A 14540-nucleotide genomic window follows, 5' to 3' on the forward strand; every position below is an offset into this window, starting at 1 on the left:
CTAGGGGCCTTTCTGCATTACCGAGCCTTAGTTAAGGTAAATACATTCATCCTTCGAATCCAATTCTTCAGGCACTTTAAAACAGAGCCACTTTCCCGACTCATCAAAGTAAGGCAAGGAATTATCGTAGGGGTTACGTTTCGATAATGGCAAAGAACTTAACTGGTTATTGTCTACTAACTCAGAGTGATTAATAGCTATATCTGATAGGCGGATAATTAAATCTAAATTATTCATATCAACATCAACGTTCACAAACCTAGGGAGCGCCACTGAACTCAATATTTCACCCAAGATATTCGTAATGCGCCACCATTTAATAAATGATTTTAAGCGATATGATAGGCGTTCCTGCACATATCTATTTATCGGTAATTCTGAATCTAGAATAGCTTGCCTATACGATAAGGTTGAATCATTGATGGTTAGGTTCTTTTTGAAAAACAGCGAGGTTTTCCAATCATCCTCAGCGTCTGACAGGCCTTTTTGGTAAGCGCTATCCAAGGACTTAGCATGCCAAGCGATCTCGCGCATTAAAACGTTTCTTAGACCCGACTCTTCTTTTGTTTGTAATTCAAAGAAGTCGGTAGGCAGTTGATGCAGCTCTTCAAAACCACTGCGATAAGCAAAAACCTGCCAACGATAGAATTCCTTCAGCTTAACCAATAAGAAAATATTGGTCGTAAAATCATCAGCTCTTGCTTTGAACGCCCTTAAATCCTTACCTAGAACATTCACCTCATTCACAAGTTTGTTTTTATCCACATCCACTGCACACTGATGTCGATGCCAACGTTCATAGTTTCCTAGACCACCAACTATTCTAAATTCGGTCAAAGTACTCATATCTATTAAGCTAGTATTAGAAGGTGACTTAACTTCAGAAGCACTTAGGATCTTGCTGTACCGATCTAGTAAATGTTGATACTTATTAACTAAGCTAGCCTGTTCATTACATGAAGCTTTCATCTGCTGAATACAGGATATCTGCTGGTCTTTATAATCATGTCCACCGTATTCAAATGTACATAAACCGTCTTCCTTTGATAATTTCGTCCAACTCTCTTCCGGATAAACCTTATCCGCTTGGTTGTAGTGACCGATATCAGCCTTTTCTAGATGAATAAACCGCTTTTTCCCTATCTCAAAACTATCATCACCTTCACCTGCCACCAGCCCCAGCAAATGAACATAGGCATTATCTTCGTATGCAGGTAGAGGGTCTTAATCAGCTAACGCTTCTTTTACCATTGGGTGTAAAGGCGCATCACTGACGATGTTGAGATCAAAAGCAAAATGAAACTGTATAGCGAGAAAGAGCTCTGGAAGCATAAATCACATTTTCCCTGTGAATAAGAAACCGAACAAAAAGGTAAATTAGTGTGTAAAAACACTCTAACGTGGATAAGATGTTAACCGTATATGCAGGATAAATCTTCTAATAAGGGCGTTTGTATGAACAAACTTGGATGTCTTTTGCTGCTGTTTTTTTGCAACGCTGCAGTCGCCGAAATACAAACCCTGGAATCTAGCTACATCAGTAACTATGCCCACCAAGCCGAGCCTCTTTTGCTGGAAAATTATCGAAAGAATATGGCAGACCAACCTGAACAAACACAGATTGATGCAGCCAAACGTATGGCCCCAAAACTAGCTAAATGTCAGTTTCAATCAGTATCCCACTATCCGAAAAAATACTGGGAACAAAGCATATATCCAATCACTAATGGCGACGATTTAAAAGCAACCGCGAATAAGCTAGAAACAATGATTTACAAAGATATAGCTTCGGGCGAGTTTAGCGAACAAGCTCTAATGCAAATGCTCTCTAGTTCTCAAGAAAAATTACAGAATTGCCTAATCAAAGACGCTTTAAACAAAGACTAATACCATGCTCAAAAAACTGTTTGTCGCTGATCTATATCTCAAAGTTAGAAAGAACAAATTTGAAATCAAAAACCTAACCGAAAACAGCGTTTGGACGATCGCTACTCCAGAGCAGCCTTTCACCACGGAGAGGCTTTTAGTCGGCCAGTTCTCCGCCGCAGAGCCTGTGCTGAAAGAGCTCGTAAAAGATGTAATGCCCAGCGGCTTTATGAAAAAGAGCGCCCAAATAATTATCCACCCTATGGATATGGTTGAAGGCGGACTTTGCGAAGTAGAAGAACGCATTTTCACTGAACTTGGTTTAGGTGCAGGTGCGTTTAAAGTTAAGCTGCATGTAGGTGAAGGGTTAACAGATGACGAAGCTAAAAAGCTACTTCAGGTTGGGTGAGCAGACTCCTTCTAATTAAATAGCTTTTTATTGCCCTAAACTAATGTGATCTATAAAGGCAGCTTTGTGCCATTAGCAGACATTACTCCTTCATTGGTATCATGAGTTTTCTTACATAAATTATGCTAAACCTGATGTAGAGTACTACTCTGGTCTGTAATTCACTCAAGGAAGAAAATAATGGTGGTGAATAGCAAGGTTATTGCTGTTTGGTCTATTGGATTAGGAGCATTTGTAGTATCTCAGATTCTTAAAGATCCTCCATTGCAGAGCATGGGTGAGTGGTTTGTATCTTTATTTTTTTATCTGTGCTTTTTTCATTGGGTCGCATCATATCTGTTAGGGCAAACAATGTTTACTCCGTATGGAGGGGAGCACTTAAAACAAGGATCAAACCCATTGTTACGTTTCTTGGTTTTCATGATGTCTTTTATCATTTGCTCAATAGTTATAGTTCAGTGAAGCATGCTGATAAGCAATGACTTCAATGTGTCGCTAACAGACCTAATCCTTCTTGGACTTATTATGTCTAACTAACAAACACTTCCACCTCTCTACAGATCTATTCCGCATTTAGCCGCACAACCCCGTTTTAAGCAGCTTTCCACCGCCTTCAAAACCAAAAAAGCCCCGCTAAAAAAGCGGGGCAAGATATAGCTTAGAGTGAAGTCGCGAAGAAGAAATGCGGGTGGATCACACCCTTTCAATCACGGTAGAGATCCCCTGTCCCATGCCTATACACATGGTCGCTAGACCTAAGGTTCCGTCCTGTTGTTCTAGCACGTTCATTAGAGTGTTAGTGATTCGTGAGCCTGAGCATCCAAGTGGATGACCTAGAGCGATCGCACCACCTTTTAGGTTTACTTTATCTTCCATCTTATCGAGCAATTTTAGCCCTTTAAGTACAGATAGACCTTGCGCTGCGAAAGCTTCGTTAAGCTCGACATAGTCGATATCTTCGATGCTAAGACCTGCGCGTTTAAGTGCTTTCTGAGTGGCTGGTACTGGTCCATAACCCATAATTGATGGATCACAACCCGCTACTGCCATACTCACGATACGTGCACGTGGTGTTAGGCCTAGCTCTTCTGCTTTAGCCGCTGACATCACCAATAATGCAGAAGCACCATCAGAGAATGCTGAAGAAGAACCTGCAGTTACTGTACCCACTTTAGGTACAAACACCGGCTTAAGTGCACCTAGTGTTTCAACTGTAGTTTCTGGACGGATAACCTCATCCGCTTCGACTAGCGACTTAAAGCCGTTTTCATCGTGACCTTCGACCGCGATAATTTCGCTATCCCATAGGCCATCCAGATGTGCTTGATGTGCTAGACGGTGAGATCGGGCTGCGAACTCATCCTGCATTTGACGGTTGATACCGTTCATCTTGCCTAGCATCTCTGCTGTTACGCCCATCATCATCGCTGCTTTAGCCACTTTTTTGGACATCTCAGCATTGATATCAACACCGTGCATGATGGATACATGGCCCATATGCTCCACACCACCCGCAATAAAGATATCGCCATTGCCTGTCATAATGCCTTGGGCTGCTGCATGCAGTGCTGCCATAGACGAACCACATAGGCGGTTGATCGTTTGTGCCGCCACCGTATGAGGAAGACCTGCTAGCAGTGCAGCATTTCGACCGATATTGAAGCCCTGCTCTTTCGTCTGGTTAACACAGCCCCACATCACATCTTCGATGTCTGCAGAGTTTAGCGCTGAGTTACGCTCTAACAGTGCTTTGATGACCGCAGCTGATAGCGCTTCGGCACGAACATTGCGGAACGAGCCATTTTTTGATTTACCCATCGGGGTACGAACACCGTCAACGATGACTACATCATTTGGTTTCAAGTTCATGATCTTTACCCCTTAACCCTGAGCATTTTGTGGAAAGTATGTTTCGCCAGCAGCGGCCATCTGTTTCATCTTGTCGGTTGGCTGATACAACGGCCCTAGACCCTCGTATTTCTGTGCCATAGCACAGAACTCAGCTAAACCAATCTGATCCAGATAGTGCAGTGCACCGCCACGGAATGGAGGGAAACCAATACCGTAGATCAAGCCCATATCCGCTTCTGCAGGGCTGGCAACAATGCCATCTTCCAAGCAGCGAACGGTTTCGATACATAGAGGAATCATCATGCGCTCGATGATCTCTTCATCGCTGAACTCACGCGTTTCTTTGGCAATGCCATCAAGCATTGCTGGTACTTCTTCATCCACAATTTTCTTCGGCTTGCCTTTACGATCCAGCTCGTAACGGTAGAAGCCTTTACTGTTTTTCTGACCGAAGCGCTCTAGGGAGAACATACGGTCGATAACGTTTTCACCTTCATGACTCATGCGATCAGGGAAACCAGCTGCCATCACGCTATCTGCATGGTGCGCAGTATCGATACCGACTACGTCTAGAAGGTAGGCAGGACCCATCGGCCAACCGAAGCCTTCCATCACTTTATCGACTTGCTTAAAGTCCGCACCATCTTCAAGTAGTGCAGTAAAGCCACCAAAGTAAGGGAACAAAATACGGTTAACTAAGAAGCCTGGGCAATCATTTACAACGATTGGGGTTTTACCCATCGCTTTTGCGTAAGCAACTGTACGAGCTACTGCATCTTCAGAGGTTTTCTCACCGCGAATAACTTCCACTAGCGGCATTTGATGCACAGGGTTGAAGAAGTGCATACCACAGAAGTTCTCTGGATTTTTAAGCGCTGTTGCCAACTCAGTAATAGAGATAGTAGAAGTGTTAGAGGTCAGTACCGCGCCTTCTGGCAGCGTGCCTTCAACTTCAGCAAGCACGGCTTTCTTCACATTAGGATTTTCAACAACCGCTTCGACCACAAGGTCAACGCTACCGAAATCACCGTAGTTAAGCGTTGGCGTAATGTTGTTTAGCACCGATGCCATTTTCATCGCATCCATACGGCCACGAGATACGCGTTTGTTCAGCAGTTTAGTCGCTTCATCCAGACCTAACTGAAGCGCCGCATCATTGATATCTTTCATCAAGATAGGCGTACCTTTAGAGGCAGATTGGTAAGCAACACCACCACCCATAATACCGGCACCCAGCACAGCGGCCTTTTTAACAGGCTCGGCTTTACTCTCAAAACCTTTGCTGACTTTCTTGATGTATTGGTCTTTCATAAATAGACCAACAAGGGATGCGCACACATCAGTTTTCGCAACTTTCACAAAGCCTTTAGCTTCGATCTCGTTCGCTTTCTCACGAGGAAGATTCGCGTGCTTTTGAATCGTTTTCAGCGCAGCCATTGGTGCAGGGTAGTGAGGCCCCGCCTTACCACCGATTACACCTTTTGCAGATTCAAACGCCATCATCTGTTCAACCTGATTTAGTTTGATCGGCGTTTTCTTCTCTTCACGGCGCGCTTGGTAATCAAACTTGCCCTCGATACAACCTTTCAGTAGATCTAGAGCCGCAGCTTTAACCTGATCGCCGGTTACAACCGCATCTACACCGCCATCTTTAAGTGCTGCATCAGGGCGCTTCTCAGCACCCGCGCAGATCCACTCATTGGCGTTATCCACACCAATTAAGCGTGGTAGACGAACTGTGCCGCCCCAACCTGGGTAGATACCTAGCTTAACCTCAGGCAGACCTACTTTGGCTTGATCGCTCATTACACGGTAATCTGTGGATAACGCCAATTCAAAACCGCCACCTAGGCATAGGCCATTAATCGCAGTGACCGTTGGGCAGCCCATATCTTCGATCTGATTCAGTAGGCTGTGGATATCCATCAAGCCTGCAATCAAGTCTTCATCTTCAGCGGAGAAAAAGCCCATAAATTCGGTGATATCCGCGCCAACAATAAAGCAGTCTTTGGCACTGGAGAAAATCACACCACGAATATCATCTAGGTTACACAGGGCATTTACCGCTTCGCGCAGTTCAGCCAAAGTCGCCTGATCGAGTTTATTAACAGCATCGCCTTTGCGGTCAAACACCACATCGTAGATCCCGTCTTCGATCGACTGTACGTAAATCGATTGTCCTTCGAAAAGCATCTAAGTTGCTCCGTCTATTTTTATTTTTGGCTTGGCGAAGTGCCTAAGCGCTTTTTAGTTATGCTGTTTACAGCTTACTCTCTAGCTCAGGCACGGCATCGAACAAGTCGGCCACCAGCCCGTAATCAGCCACCTGAAAAATTGGGGCTTCTTCATCTTTGTTGATCGCAACAATGATTTTGGAATCTTTCATACCGGCTAAGTGCTGGATCGCACCAGAGATACCCACTGCGATATACAACTCTGGCGCGACCATTTTGCCGGTCTGACCAACCTGCATGTCGTTTGGTACAAAGCCGGCATCAACCGCTGCACGAGACGCACCAACCGCAGCACCAAGCTTGTCCGCCACTTTGTTAAGTAGTTCGAAGTTGTCACCGTTGCCCATACCACGACCACCGGAGATTACTACTGAAGCAGCGGTTAGTTCTGGACGATCACTTTTCGCCAGCTCTTCAGAAACAAAGCTAGATAGGCCGCTATCGCATGATTCTGCAAGGCTTACGATCTCTGCAGAACCACCACTGCTAGCGACAGGATCAAAGGCTGTACCACGAACGGTTATAACTTTAGTGCTATCACTGGACTGTACTGTCGCAATAGCATTACCGGCATAGATCGGACGTTTGAAGGTATCCGCTGCTTCTACGGCAATAATGTCTGAGATCTGATTTACATCTAGCAGTGCTGCAACGCGCGGTAGGAAGTTCTTACCTGTTGTCGTTGCAGAAGCCAGGATGTGGCTATAGTCAGCAGCAACCGTTAGCACCAACTTACTGATATTTTCTGCCAGCTGATGTTCATAAGCCGCGTTATCAGCCAATAGAACTTTACTCACACTTGATACTTGTGCCGCCGCATCCGCAACTGCCTGACAGTTAGCACCTGCAACTAGCAGGTGAACATCACCACCAATCGCATTTGCAGCAGCTAAGGTATTGAGGGTTACAGGTTTAAGCTCGTTATTATCATGTTCGGCAATTACAAGAATAGTCATCTGATCACCCCCTTAAATTACTTTAGCGTCATTACGTAGTTTTTCGACTAGCTCATCTACAGAGCTAACTTTGATGCCTGCTTGACGCTCTGATGGCGGATCAACGCGTAGTAGCTGCAGATTACTCGCTACCGACACGCCCAGTTCATCAGTCGTTAGGACATCAAGCGGTTTACGCTTCGCTTTCATAATGTTTGGCAGGGATGCGTAACGTGGTTCATTAAGACGTAGATCGGTTGTTACAACTGCTGGTATAGCCAGGTTGACCGTTTGCAAACCACCGTCGATTTCACGGGTGACGTTGATGCTATCGCCAGTTACCTCAACTTCTGATGCGAAGGTACCTTGTGGGCGATCTAACAGAGCAGCCAACATTTGACCGGTTTGGTTGTTATCAGAATCGATCGCTTGCTTGCCAAGAATCACCATGCCCGGCGCTTCTTTTTCTACAATTTTGGCTAATAGCTTAGCGACAGAAAGGGAATCAGGTTTGGTTTCGACATCGACACGGATACCGCGGTCGGCACCCAATGCTAGCGCTGTACGGATCTGCTCTTCGCAGCTCTTATTACCAATAGAAACAACGACAACTTCATTCGCTGTACCCGCTTCTTTTAAACGTACAGCCTCTTCAATTGCTATCTCGCAAAATGGATTAAGAGCCATTTTCACGTTAGCTAAATCGACATCACTGTTATCTGCTTTGACACGAGCTTTGACGTTGTAGTCAATCACACGTTTTACGGCAACCAGTACTTTCATAACCGCCTCTTTGTATTGTTATTTTGGTAACCCGTACACATAAGAAAATAGGGTTACTTTCATAGAGGGAAGCTCATTCCCCAAGCTATGTATAAATCTTAGTCTCAGACTGAAATTCAACAATGACAAAAAGCAGCTACATTGCTAACAAAAAATAGCAATATTAATCAAAGCCCCGTAAACAAAGGGCTTAAGGCAGGATCAAGCGCAAACAAATACAATCAAAAGGTATCAAAAAAGTTACCTTTTTTGGCAATGACGAAAAAGACAGGCATTAAAAAAGGGCTAACAAGCCCTTTTTATAATCCAATTTATCTTATAAATATTTTTTTAAACTGAAAGCACCACGAAGATCGCCTGTGGAAAAACCTGTCGCTTTGTCTTCTGGGTAAAGGGTCTGAAGTTGCTCAGCTATCTCTGGTTTAATTTTGGAACCATGACAAGCTAAGCATTGATCAGCGACGGGGATCGCCTTCATCATGCGGAATACTTTTCTGCCTTCTTCGTCTACGACAACTTGCGAGAAACCTAAGGTTTTTAGATTAGCCCCTTGCTTCGCTTTGGATTCAAACTGTTCAAGAATTGCCTTTTCCCACTGATCAGGTGCATTTTGCGGGTTACGTAGTTTTAAACTAGTACGCTCAACATGCCATTCAGAATTATCATTCACGCTTTTTGTAAGGCCTTCAGCCTTGGTATTACACACGTTGATGGCAGCAATAGCACCGCCCTCTTTTTTAGCCGCTTTGAGTTCTGAACCAAGCGTTGTCGCTAGCTCTTTAATGACACCTTTAGCTTCGTTCTGCAGTTCAGGAATATTTACCGAGAATTGTTCCGCTTGAACCGGAAGGGCAGCCGCTAGAGCAGCAGTAAAGAAGAGTGCTTTCACCTTGGACCTCACTGGTTAGGGTGTTCATAAGATGAGGCCATTATACAATTTCATATAGATTAGTAAATACTAATATTTAAGATCCATATATTAAAAATGCATATTATTTTTGTAGGAAGGCCATAAATGCCTTTTGCGCTTCTTCAGATAACAAGCGCTGATAAAACAACGCCCCTTCACTATCAATCACTTGGTGAACAGACTTTAAGGTTTCGGCTTTCATCAACTGTTTAGCTGCAATCACCGAATCAACAGGGCTATCAGCTAACTTTTTAGCACGATTTCGAGCTGTTTCTAGGAGCAGATCCGGTTCTGTGATTTGATTAACAATACCAAGTTGTTCAGCTTTTATAGCATCAAAACTTCGACCTTCAACCAGCAGTTCAAAAGCGAGTCGGTGACCTACTAGTTGCGGAAACAACAAAGTAGACGCTCCTTCAGGTATTAAGCCTAACTGCACAAACGGCATTTTACACCGCAGATTATCTGCAGACACAACGAGGTCACAATGCAAGAGCATGGTCGTGCCTATACCAACAGCATCGCCATGCACCGCTGCGATGATTGGCTTGGGAAAGCTTGCCAATGTATGCAAAAACACCAATACATCTTGCAGAATATTAGGGTTATGCGCTGCAGATACAAAATCGCTAATATCATTTCCAGCACAGAAAGACTGACCTTGCGCTCGAAATAACACGACGTGAACATTAGGGTCTTCCGCTGCTTGCTTTAGTAACGTCGTCATTTCGACATACATTGCCAATGTCAGCGCATTTTTCTTATCTGGTCGGTTTAGATTTATCTCGAAAACAGAACCCTGCTTTTCGGTTAAAACGGTAGCCACTATTTAGGCTCCTCTACTACATTAACGGTTGTCGCAGGCTGATAATGTTCTGGCAGGTATTCGCGAACCATCTCACTGCTTCGCCCCCATGAATGACAACTATCAAGCATAAACTCAGCACCTTGAGCGAGAACATCTTTATCGCTACTCGGCCAGATAGATTGGATCGCAGTCGTCGCCAGAACAGGTAAAAGTTCATTCATATGCGTACAACCCGCAACACCACCTACACGATCTTTAGCTATACGCAGCCAGCCAGGCCCAATACGTGTACCTTGAAGTTGCGCATAAGCTGCACCAACTTTTTTACAGATTCGAAACGGAGAATAATCTATACAAGCTTCGACCTGTTTGATCAGTAGACCTTTATCGAGGGTCAGGCGAATGCTCATATCATGAAACGCTTCGCCTGCTGGAACATAACCACCGCGCTCAGGGTTATCCACATCTCGCGTTTTAACATCGGTCATACGGGCTTCAATATCCCATAAACCATCATCACGAAGATAACCATTACACATCACAGTTCGATTATGATGAGTTTCACGCCGAGTTGGTCGAGATAAAGGCATACTTATCAGTTCCCTTTATTCTGCTTTAAGCTGCGTTGGCATTATCATCTGCAGAAGGTTTTAGCAGACGACGAAGCACCTTACCGACATTGGATTTTGGCAGATCTTCAGCAAACTCGACTTGCTTTGGAACCTTGTAGCGAGTCAGTTTATCTTTACACCAATCCCTAACATCCTCACGGGATAGATCAGGATTATTGCTAACCACGAAGACTTTAACGATCTCGCCAGTCTTATCATCTGGAATGCCAATAGCTGCACATTCCACAACATCAGGGTGCTGGGTAATGACATCTTCTACTTCATTTGGATAGACATTAAAACCAGATACGATGATCATATCTTTAGCACGATCGACGATGCGGAAATAGCCTTCCTCATCAATCGTGGCGATATCCCCGGTGATAAAGTAACCATCATCGGTAAATGAGGAAGCGGTCGCCTCTTCTCTTTGCCAGTAACCTCGCATAACCTGCGGGCCTTTAACACAAAGTTCGCCGGCTTCACCTTGGACCACGTCCTGACCATCCGTACCAATAATACGAACATCGGTGTGAACCATCGGCAGCCCGATTGTGCCAGTGCGGTTATCATCGGGTGGGTTGAAACACACCGCTGGAGAGGTTTCGGTTAGGCCGTAGCCCTCTATAACGTCACAACCGGTTTTATCTTTCCAAAGCACCGCCGTAGAAGGATTCAGCGCCATACCACCTGACGCTGTAAATTTCAGGTTACTGAAATCGACTTGGGCAAAGTTTTCATCGTTACACAGCGCAACAAACAGCGTATTTAGACCAACAAAAGTACTCATGCGCCACTTCTGCATCTCTTTAATAAACCCTGGAATATCCCTTGGGTTTGGAATCAAGACACTATGACCACCCATCAACGAAACCACCTGAGCAACGGTGAAAGCGTAGATATGATAAAGCGGTAGCGGTGAGATCACCGTTTCAGTCCAATCAACACCGGGAACGGTTAAACGCTCCTGTGCTTGTAGCATGTTAGAGATAAGATTGGCGTGAGTTAGGATCGCGCCTTTAGAAACGCCCGTTGTACCACCGGTATACTGCAAGACAGCAACATCAGAGGATTCAACTTTGACTGGATTCGGTTGCTGACCATCATATTTGTAGAATGCGGAACGAAGCGGAATCGCTTGAGGCAGATTGTAATCAGGCTCCATCTTCTTCAAGTACTTAACCGCAGCATTGAGAAGATTACGCTTAATAAAATCGTGTAGATCCCCTACTTGGGTCACAAACAGGGTTTCAATCTGCGTCTTATCCAAAATCTTTTCAGCATTGTGGGCCATGCTCTTGTGGATAATCAACGCCTTCGCACCAGAGTCGTTAAACTGGTGCTGCATCTCTTGCGGGGTATAAAGCGGGTTGGTGTTCACAACCACCAGCCCTGCACGCAAAATACCAAATAACACAATAGGGTACTGAATCAGGTTAGGTAGCTGGATCGCTACCCTATCACCTGGCTGCAAGTTGGTTTCTTGCTGAAGATAAACAGCAAACGCCGCGGATAAACGATCCAATTCGTTGTAATCAATCGTGCGTCCAAAGCTGGTAAATGCCGGTTTTGGGCCAAAGTTCTTTTGCACATGCGCAAGAACATCTGGAACAGTTTTAAAACCGTAATGATTTATATCAGCCGGAATTGTATCGGCGGCAGGAAGTTGCTGCATCTAAGGTTCCTCATGTAATTATTTTTATAAGGGATCTATGTCGGTAATTTTAGGCTACGGGAAAAAGTACAGCCAATTTTGTCGCTAGCATAATGTCACCATCAGCTTGTACTCGACCCGCCATGAACGCCTGCATACCATCCGTTTCACCCGACATGATCTCTTCGAGAGTAATAGAGTCCATTGTCAATGTCACGGTAGCGTCATCACTAACACCTTCCGCCACATCACAGCTACCCTCTTTCACTGTCACAAACCAAGAGTCACCATCGCTAATGTCATACTGAAAAATTGCATCTGTGTCAGCTGCAGCATCGGCATTAAAACGATTTTTCATTTCAGTAAAAACTGCATTCAAGTCGGACATTTCAGATACCTCTTTGTCATTTTTATTCTTTAACGCATAACGTTTTGCGTTGAGTTTTAAGAGGCCGCGTAAAAGCGTGCGGCCTACTGGATTATTAAGTGCTTTCTTCACGTCTATACCTCGACTAGAAAGCAAAGTGTTCTTGATCCATATCCATCAGGTTATCTGCCCCTGATTGCATTGTTTCAACCAAACCACGAGTACGCGGCAGGATTCGTTGGAAATAGAAACGTGCTGTAGTCAGTTTAGCTTGGTAGAAAGCAGCATCACCTTCACCTGCAGCTAACTTTTCTTGAGCCACTTTAGCCATACGCGCCCAGAAGTAACCCAATACAACATAACCTGAGTACATGAGGTAATCGACAGAAGCAGCACCCACCTCATCGCGGTTTTGCATCGCTTTCATACCGATCTTCATAGTGAGATCACCCCACTCTTTATTCAGCTCAGTTAGCGGTTTGATGAACTGCTGTAGATCGCTGTTGTCAGATTCAGCCTGACAGAACTTATGCAGGATTTTAGTAAAGCCTTTTAGAGATTCTCCTTGAGTCATCAATACCTTACGGCCTAGCAAATCTAAAGCTTGGATCTGAGTGGTACCCTCATACAGCATTGAGATACGGCTATCACGTACGTTTTGCTCCATACCCCACTCTGCGATAAAGCCATGACCACCAAAGACTTGAAGACCGTGGTTAGCGGATTCGAAACCAACTTCAGTTAGGAATGCTTTTGCGATCGGAGTTAGGAAGGCAAGCAATGCATCGGCTTGTTTTTTCTCATCGCCTTCAGCTCGTTCAACCTTATCTACCAGCTGAGCACAGTAGTAGATCATTGCACGACCACCTTCAGCAAAAGCCTTCTGAGTCAGCAACATTTTACGAACTTCAGGGTGTACAATAATTGGATCGGCCGCTTTTTCTGGGTTAGCAGGGCCATTTAGAGCGCGCATCTGCAAACGATCTTTGGCATACACTAATGAGTTTTGAAAGCCCCATTCTGCATGCGCCAAGCCCTGTAATGCTGTACCTAGACGCGCAGTGTTCATAAAGGTAAACATGCAGTTAAGGCCTTTATTCTCTGGCCCAATTAGGTAACCCGTCGCCTCATCAAAGTTCATGACACAAGTCGCATTACCGTGAATACCCATCTTGTGCTCTAGAGAGCCACAACTAACACCGTTATCTGTACCTATAGTTTCTGGCAGGTGCTTAGGAACGATAAATAGAGAGATACCTTTGGTACCTTCAGGCGCATCCGGCAGACGTGCCAATACGATATGCACAATGTTGTCTGCCATATCGTGTTCACCGGCAGAGATAAAGATTTTGGTACCAGAGATCTTGTAGCTGCCATCGCCTTGAGGTTCTGCTTTAGTGCGCAGCATACCTAAGTCAGTACCACAGTGAGGCTCAGTTAGACACATAGTGCCCGTCCATTCGCCGGATACCAATTTAGTCAGGTAAATTTGTTTCTGATCTTCTGTACCATGGGCATGTAGAGTATTCATTGCACCATGGCTTAGACCTGGATACATACTCCAAGACCAGTTAGCCGTACCGACCATTTCATTCACAATGATGCCGATAGATTCTGGCAGGCCTTGGCCGCCGTATTCAGCTTCATGTGCTAGTGATGGCCAACCACCTTCAACAAACTGGTCGTAAGCTTCTTTAAAACCTTCAGGTGTTTTTACGGCACCGTCATCCCACTGACAACCCTGCTGATCACCAATCTGGTTTAACGGAGAAAGAACACGCTCAGCAAACTTAGCACCTTCTTCCATGATCGCGGCTACCATATCAGGCGTAGCATCCTCGCAACCTGAAAGACTCTGGTAATGCTGCTCAGCGTTAAGCACTTCGTTTAACACGAAGTCCATATCACGGAGGGGAGCTTTGTATTCTGGCATGACGTTTTCCTCATTCTTATTATCGCTCCGCTGATGCGGATAAGTGGTGCCGAGCACCAATACAGTATGTATTTAAGAATGGTTCAAAGGTCGTAATCCGCCAATAACAAAACTTACCAGTTTTAGTGACAAAAAATGGCAGCCAATATTAGACAGCGCTTTATTTACTGTAAAAAGGG

Annotated in this window: 13 protein-coding genes; 2 read left to right on the forward strand and 11 right to left on the reverse strand. The window is 44.8% G+C overall.

Features of this window, described 5'->3' with window-relative positions:
* Nucleotides 1-27: 27 nt before the first annotated feature.
* Nucleotides 28-1173, reverse strand: coding sequence for a hypothetical protein (locus ACMXYP_RS14695; protein WP_415882382.1), 1146 nt, complete (start codon nt 1171-1173; stop codon nt 28-30).
* 282 nt (nt 1174-1455) lie between these two features.
* Here ACMXYP_RS14695 and ACMXYP_RS14700 point away from each other — a divergent pair, with 282 nt between their 5' ends.
* Both ACMXYP_RS14700 and ACMXYP_RS14705 read left to right on the forward strand, forming a co-directional pair.
* Complete coding sequence (locus tag ACMXYP_RS14700; RefSeq protein WP_415882383.1) at nt 1456-1887, forward strand: hypothetical protein; 432 nt, start codon at nt 1456-1458, stop codon at nt 1885-1887.
* A 4-nt stretch (nt 1888-1891) separates the two neighbouring features.
* A complete protein-coding gene (locus ACMXYP_RS14705; RefSeq protein WP_415882384.1) occupies nt 1892-2275 on the forward strand; it encodes a hypothetical protein in 384 nt (127 codons plus the stop codon).
* A 693-nt stretch (nt 2276-2968) separates the two neighbouring features.
* Here ACMXYP_RS14705 and fadA read toward each other — a convergent pair.
* The 10 genes from fadA to ACMXYP_RS14755 all read right to left on the reverse strand — a co-directional run bounded on the left by fadA (nt 2969) and on the right by ACMXYP_RS14755 (nt 14361).
* Nucleotides 2969-4144 (reverse strand): acetyl-CoA C-acyltransferase FadA, encoded by a 1176-nt coding sequence (gene fadA / locus ACMXYP_RS14710; protein ID WP_415882385.1) that lies wholly within the window; start codon nt 4142-4144, stop codon nt 2969-2971.
* 12 nt (nt 4145-4156) lie between these two features.
* The gene (fadB, locus tag ACMXYP_RS14715) at nt 4157-6319 is read right to left on the reverse strand and encodes a fatty acid oxidation complex subunit alpha FadB (RefSeq protein ID WP_415882386.1); all 2163 of its coding nucleotides are present in this window, start codon (nt 6317-6319) and stop codon (nt 4157-4159) included.
* 67 nt (nt 6320-6386) lie between these two features.
* Nucleotides 6387-7316, reverse strand: a complete 930-nt coding sequence (locus ACMXYP_RS14720; RefSeq protein ID WP_415882387.1) for an electron transfer flavoprotein subunit alpha/FixB family protein — start codon at nt 7314-7316, stop codon at nt 6387-6389.
* A 12-nt stretch (nt 7317-7328) separates the two neighbouring features.
* Entirely contained in the window at nt 7329-8078 is a 750-nt protein-coding gene (locus tag ACMXYP_RS14725; RefSeq protein ID WP_415882388.1) for an electron transfer flavoprotein subunit beta/FixA family protein, read from the reverse strand.
* A 316-nt stretch (nt 8079-8394) separates the two neighbouring features.
* On the reverse strand, nt 8395-8967 hold the full coding sequence (locus tag ACMXYP_RS14730) for a DUF3365 domain-containing protein (RefSeq protein ID WP_415882389.1): 573 nt from the start codon (nt 8965-8967) through the stop codon (nt 8395-8397).
* Nucleotides 8968-9070: 103 nt separating this feature from the next.
* A complete protein-coding gene (locus ACMXYP_RS14735) occupies nt 9071-9814 on the reverse strand; it encodes an enoyl-CoA hydratase-related protein (protein ID WP_415882390.1) in 744 nt (247 codons plus the stop codon).
* Nucleotides 9814-10386: a DUF2889 domain-containing protein gene (locus ACMXYP_RS14740; RefSeq protein WP_415882391.1), complete on the reverse strand. Its 573-nt coding sequence runs from the start codon at nt 10384-10386 to the stop codon at nt 9814-9816. Before ACMXYP_RS14740 ends, ACMXYP_RS14735 begins: the two co-directional genes overlap by 1 nt.
* A 25-nt stretch (nt 10387-10411) precedes the next feature.
* Nucleotides 10412-12082, reverse strand: coding sequence for an AMP-binding protein (locus tag ACMXYP_RS14745; RefSeq protein ID WP_415882392.1), 1671 nt, complete (start codon nt 12080-12082; stop codon nt 10412-10414).
* 49 nt (nt 12083-12131) lie between these two features.
* Complete coding sequence (locus ACMXYP_RS14750; RefSeq protein WP_415882393.1) at nt 12132-12560, reverse strand: SCP2 sterol-binding domain-containing protein; 429 nt, start codon at nt 12558-12560, stop codon at nt 12132-12134.
* A 13-nt stretch (nt 12561-12573) separates the two neighbouring features.
* On the reverse strand, nt 12574-14361 hold the full coding sequence (locus ACMXYP_RS14755) for an acyl-CoA dehydrogenase C-terminal domain-containing protein (RefSeq protein ID WP_415882394.1): 1788 nt from the start codon (nt 14359-14361) through the stop codon (nt 12574-12576).
* Nucleotides 14362-14540: the final 179 nt, after the last annotated feature.

Source organism: Neptuniibacter sp. QD34_54 (genome assembly GCF_047778055.1).
GTDB lineage: Bacteria > Pseudomonadota > Gammaproteobacteria > Pseudomonadales > Balneatricaceae > Neptuniibacter.

Excerpts from the sequence above, each read along its gene's own strand:
- ACMXYP_RS14700 (WP_415882383.1), top strand. The coding sequence starts at position 1,456 with ATGAACAAACTTGGATGTCTTTTGCTGCTGTTTTTTTGCAACGCTGCA.
- ACMXYP_RS14740 (WP_415882391.1), bottom strand. The coding sequence starts at position 10,386 with ATGCCTTTATCTCGACCAACTCGGCGTGAAACTCATCATAATCGAACT.
- ACMXYP_RS14720 (WP_415882387.1), bottom strand. The coding sequence starts at position 7,316 with ATGACTATTCTTGTAATTGCCGAACATGATAATAACGAGCTTAAACCT.
- ACMXYP_RS14705 (WP_415882384.1), top strand. The coding sequence starts at position 1,892 with ATGCTCAAAAAACTGTTTGTCGCTGATCTATATCTCAAAGTTAGAAAG.
- fadA (WP_415882385.1), bottom strand. The coding sequence starts at position 4,144 with ATGAACTTGAAACCAAATGATGTAGTCATCGTTGACGGTGTTCGTACC.
- ACMXYP_RS14745 (WP_415882392.1), bottom strand. The coding sequence starts at position 12,082 with ATGCAGCAACTTCCTGCCGCCGATACAATTCCGGCTGATATAAATCAT.
- ACMXYP_RS14725 (WP_415882388.1), bottom strand. The coding sequence starts at position 8,078 with ATGAAAGTACTGGTTGCCGTAAAACGTGTGATTGACTACAACGTCAAA.
- fadB (WP_415882386.1), bottom strand. The coding sequence starts at position 6,319 with ATGCTTTTCGAAGGACAATCGATTTACGTACAGTCGATCGAAGACGGG.
- ACMXYP_RS14755 (WP_415882394.1), bottom strand. The coding sequence starts at position 14,361 with ATGCCAGAATACAAAGCTCCCCTCCGTGATATGGACTTCGTGTTAAAC.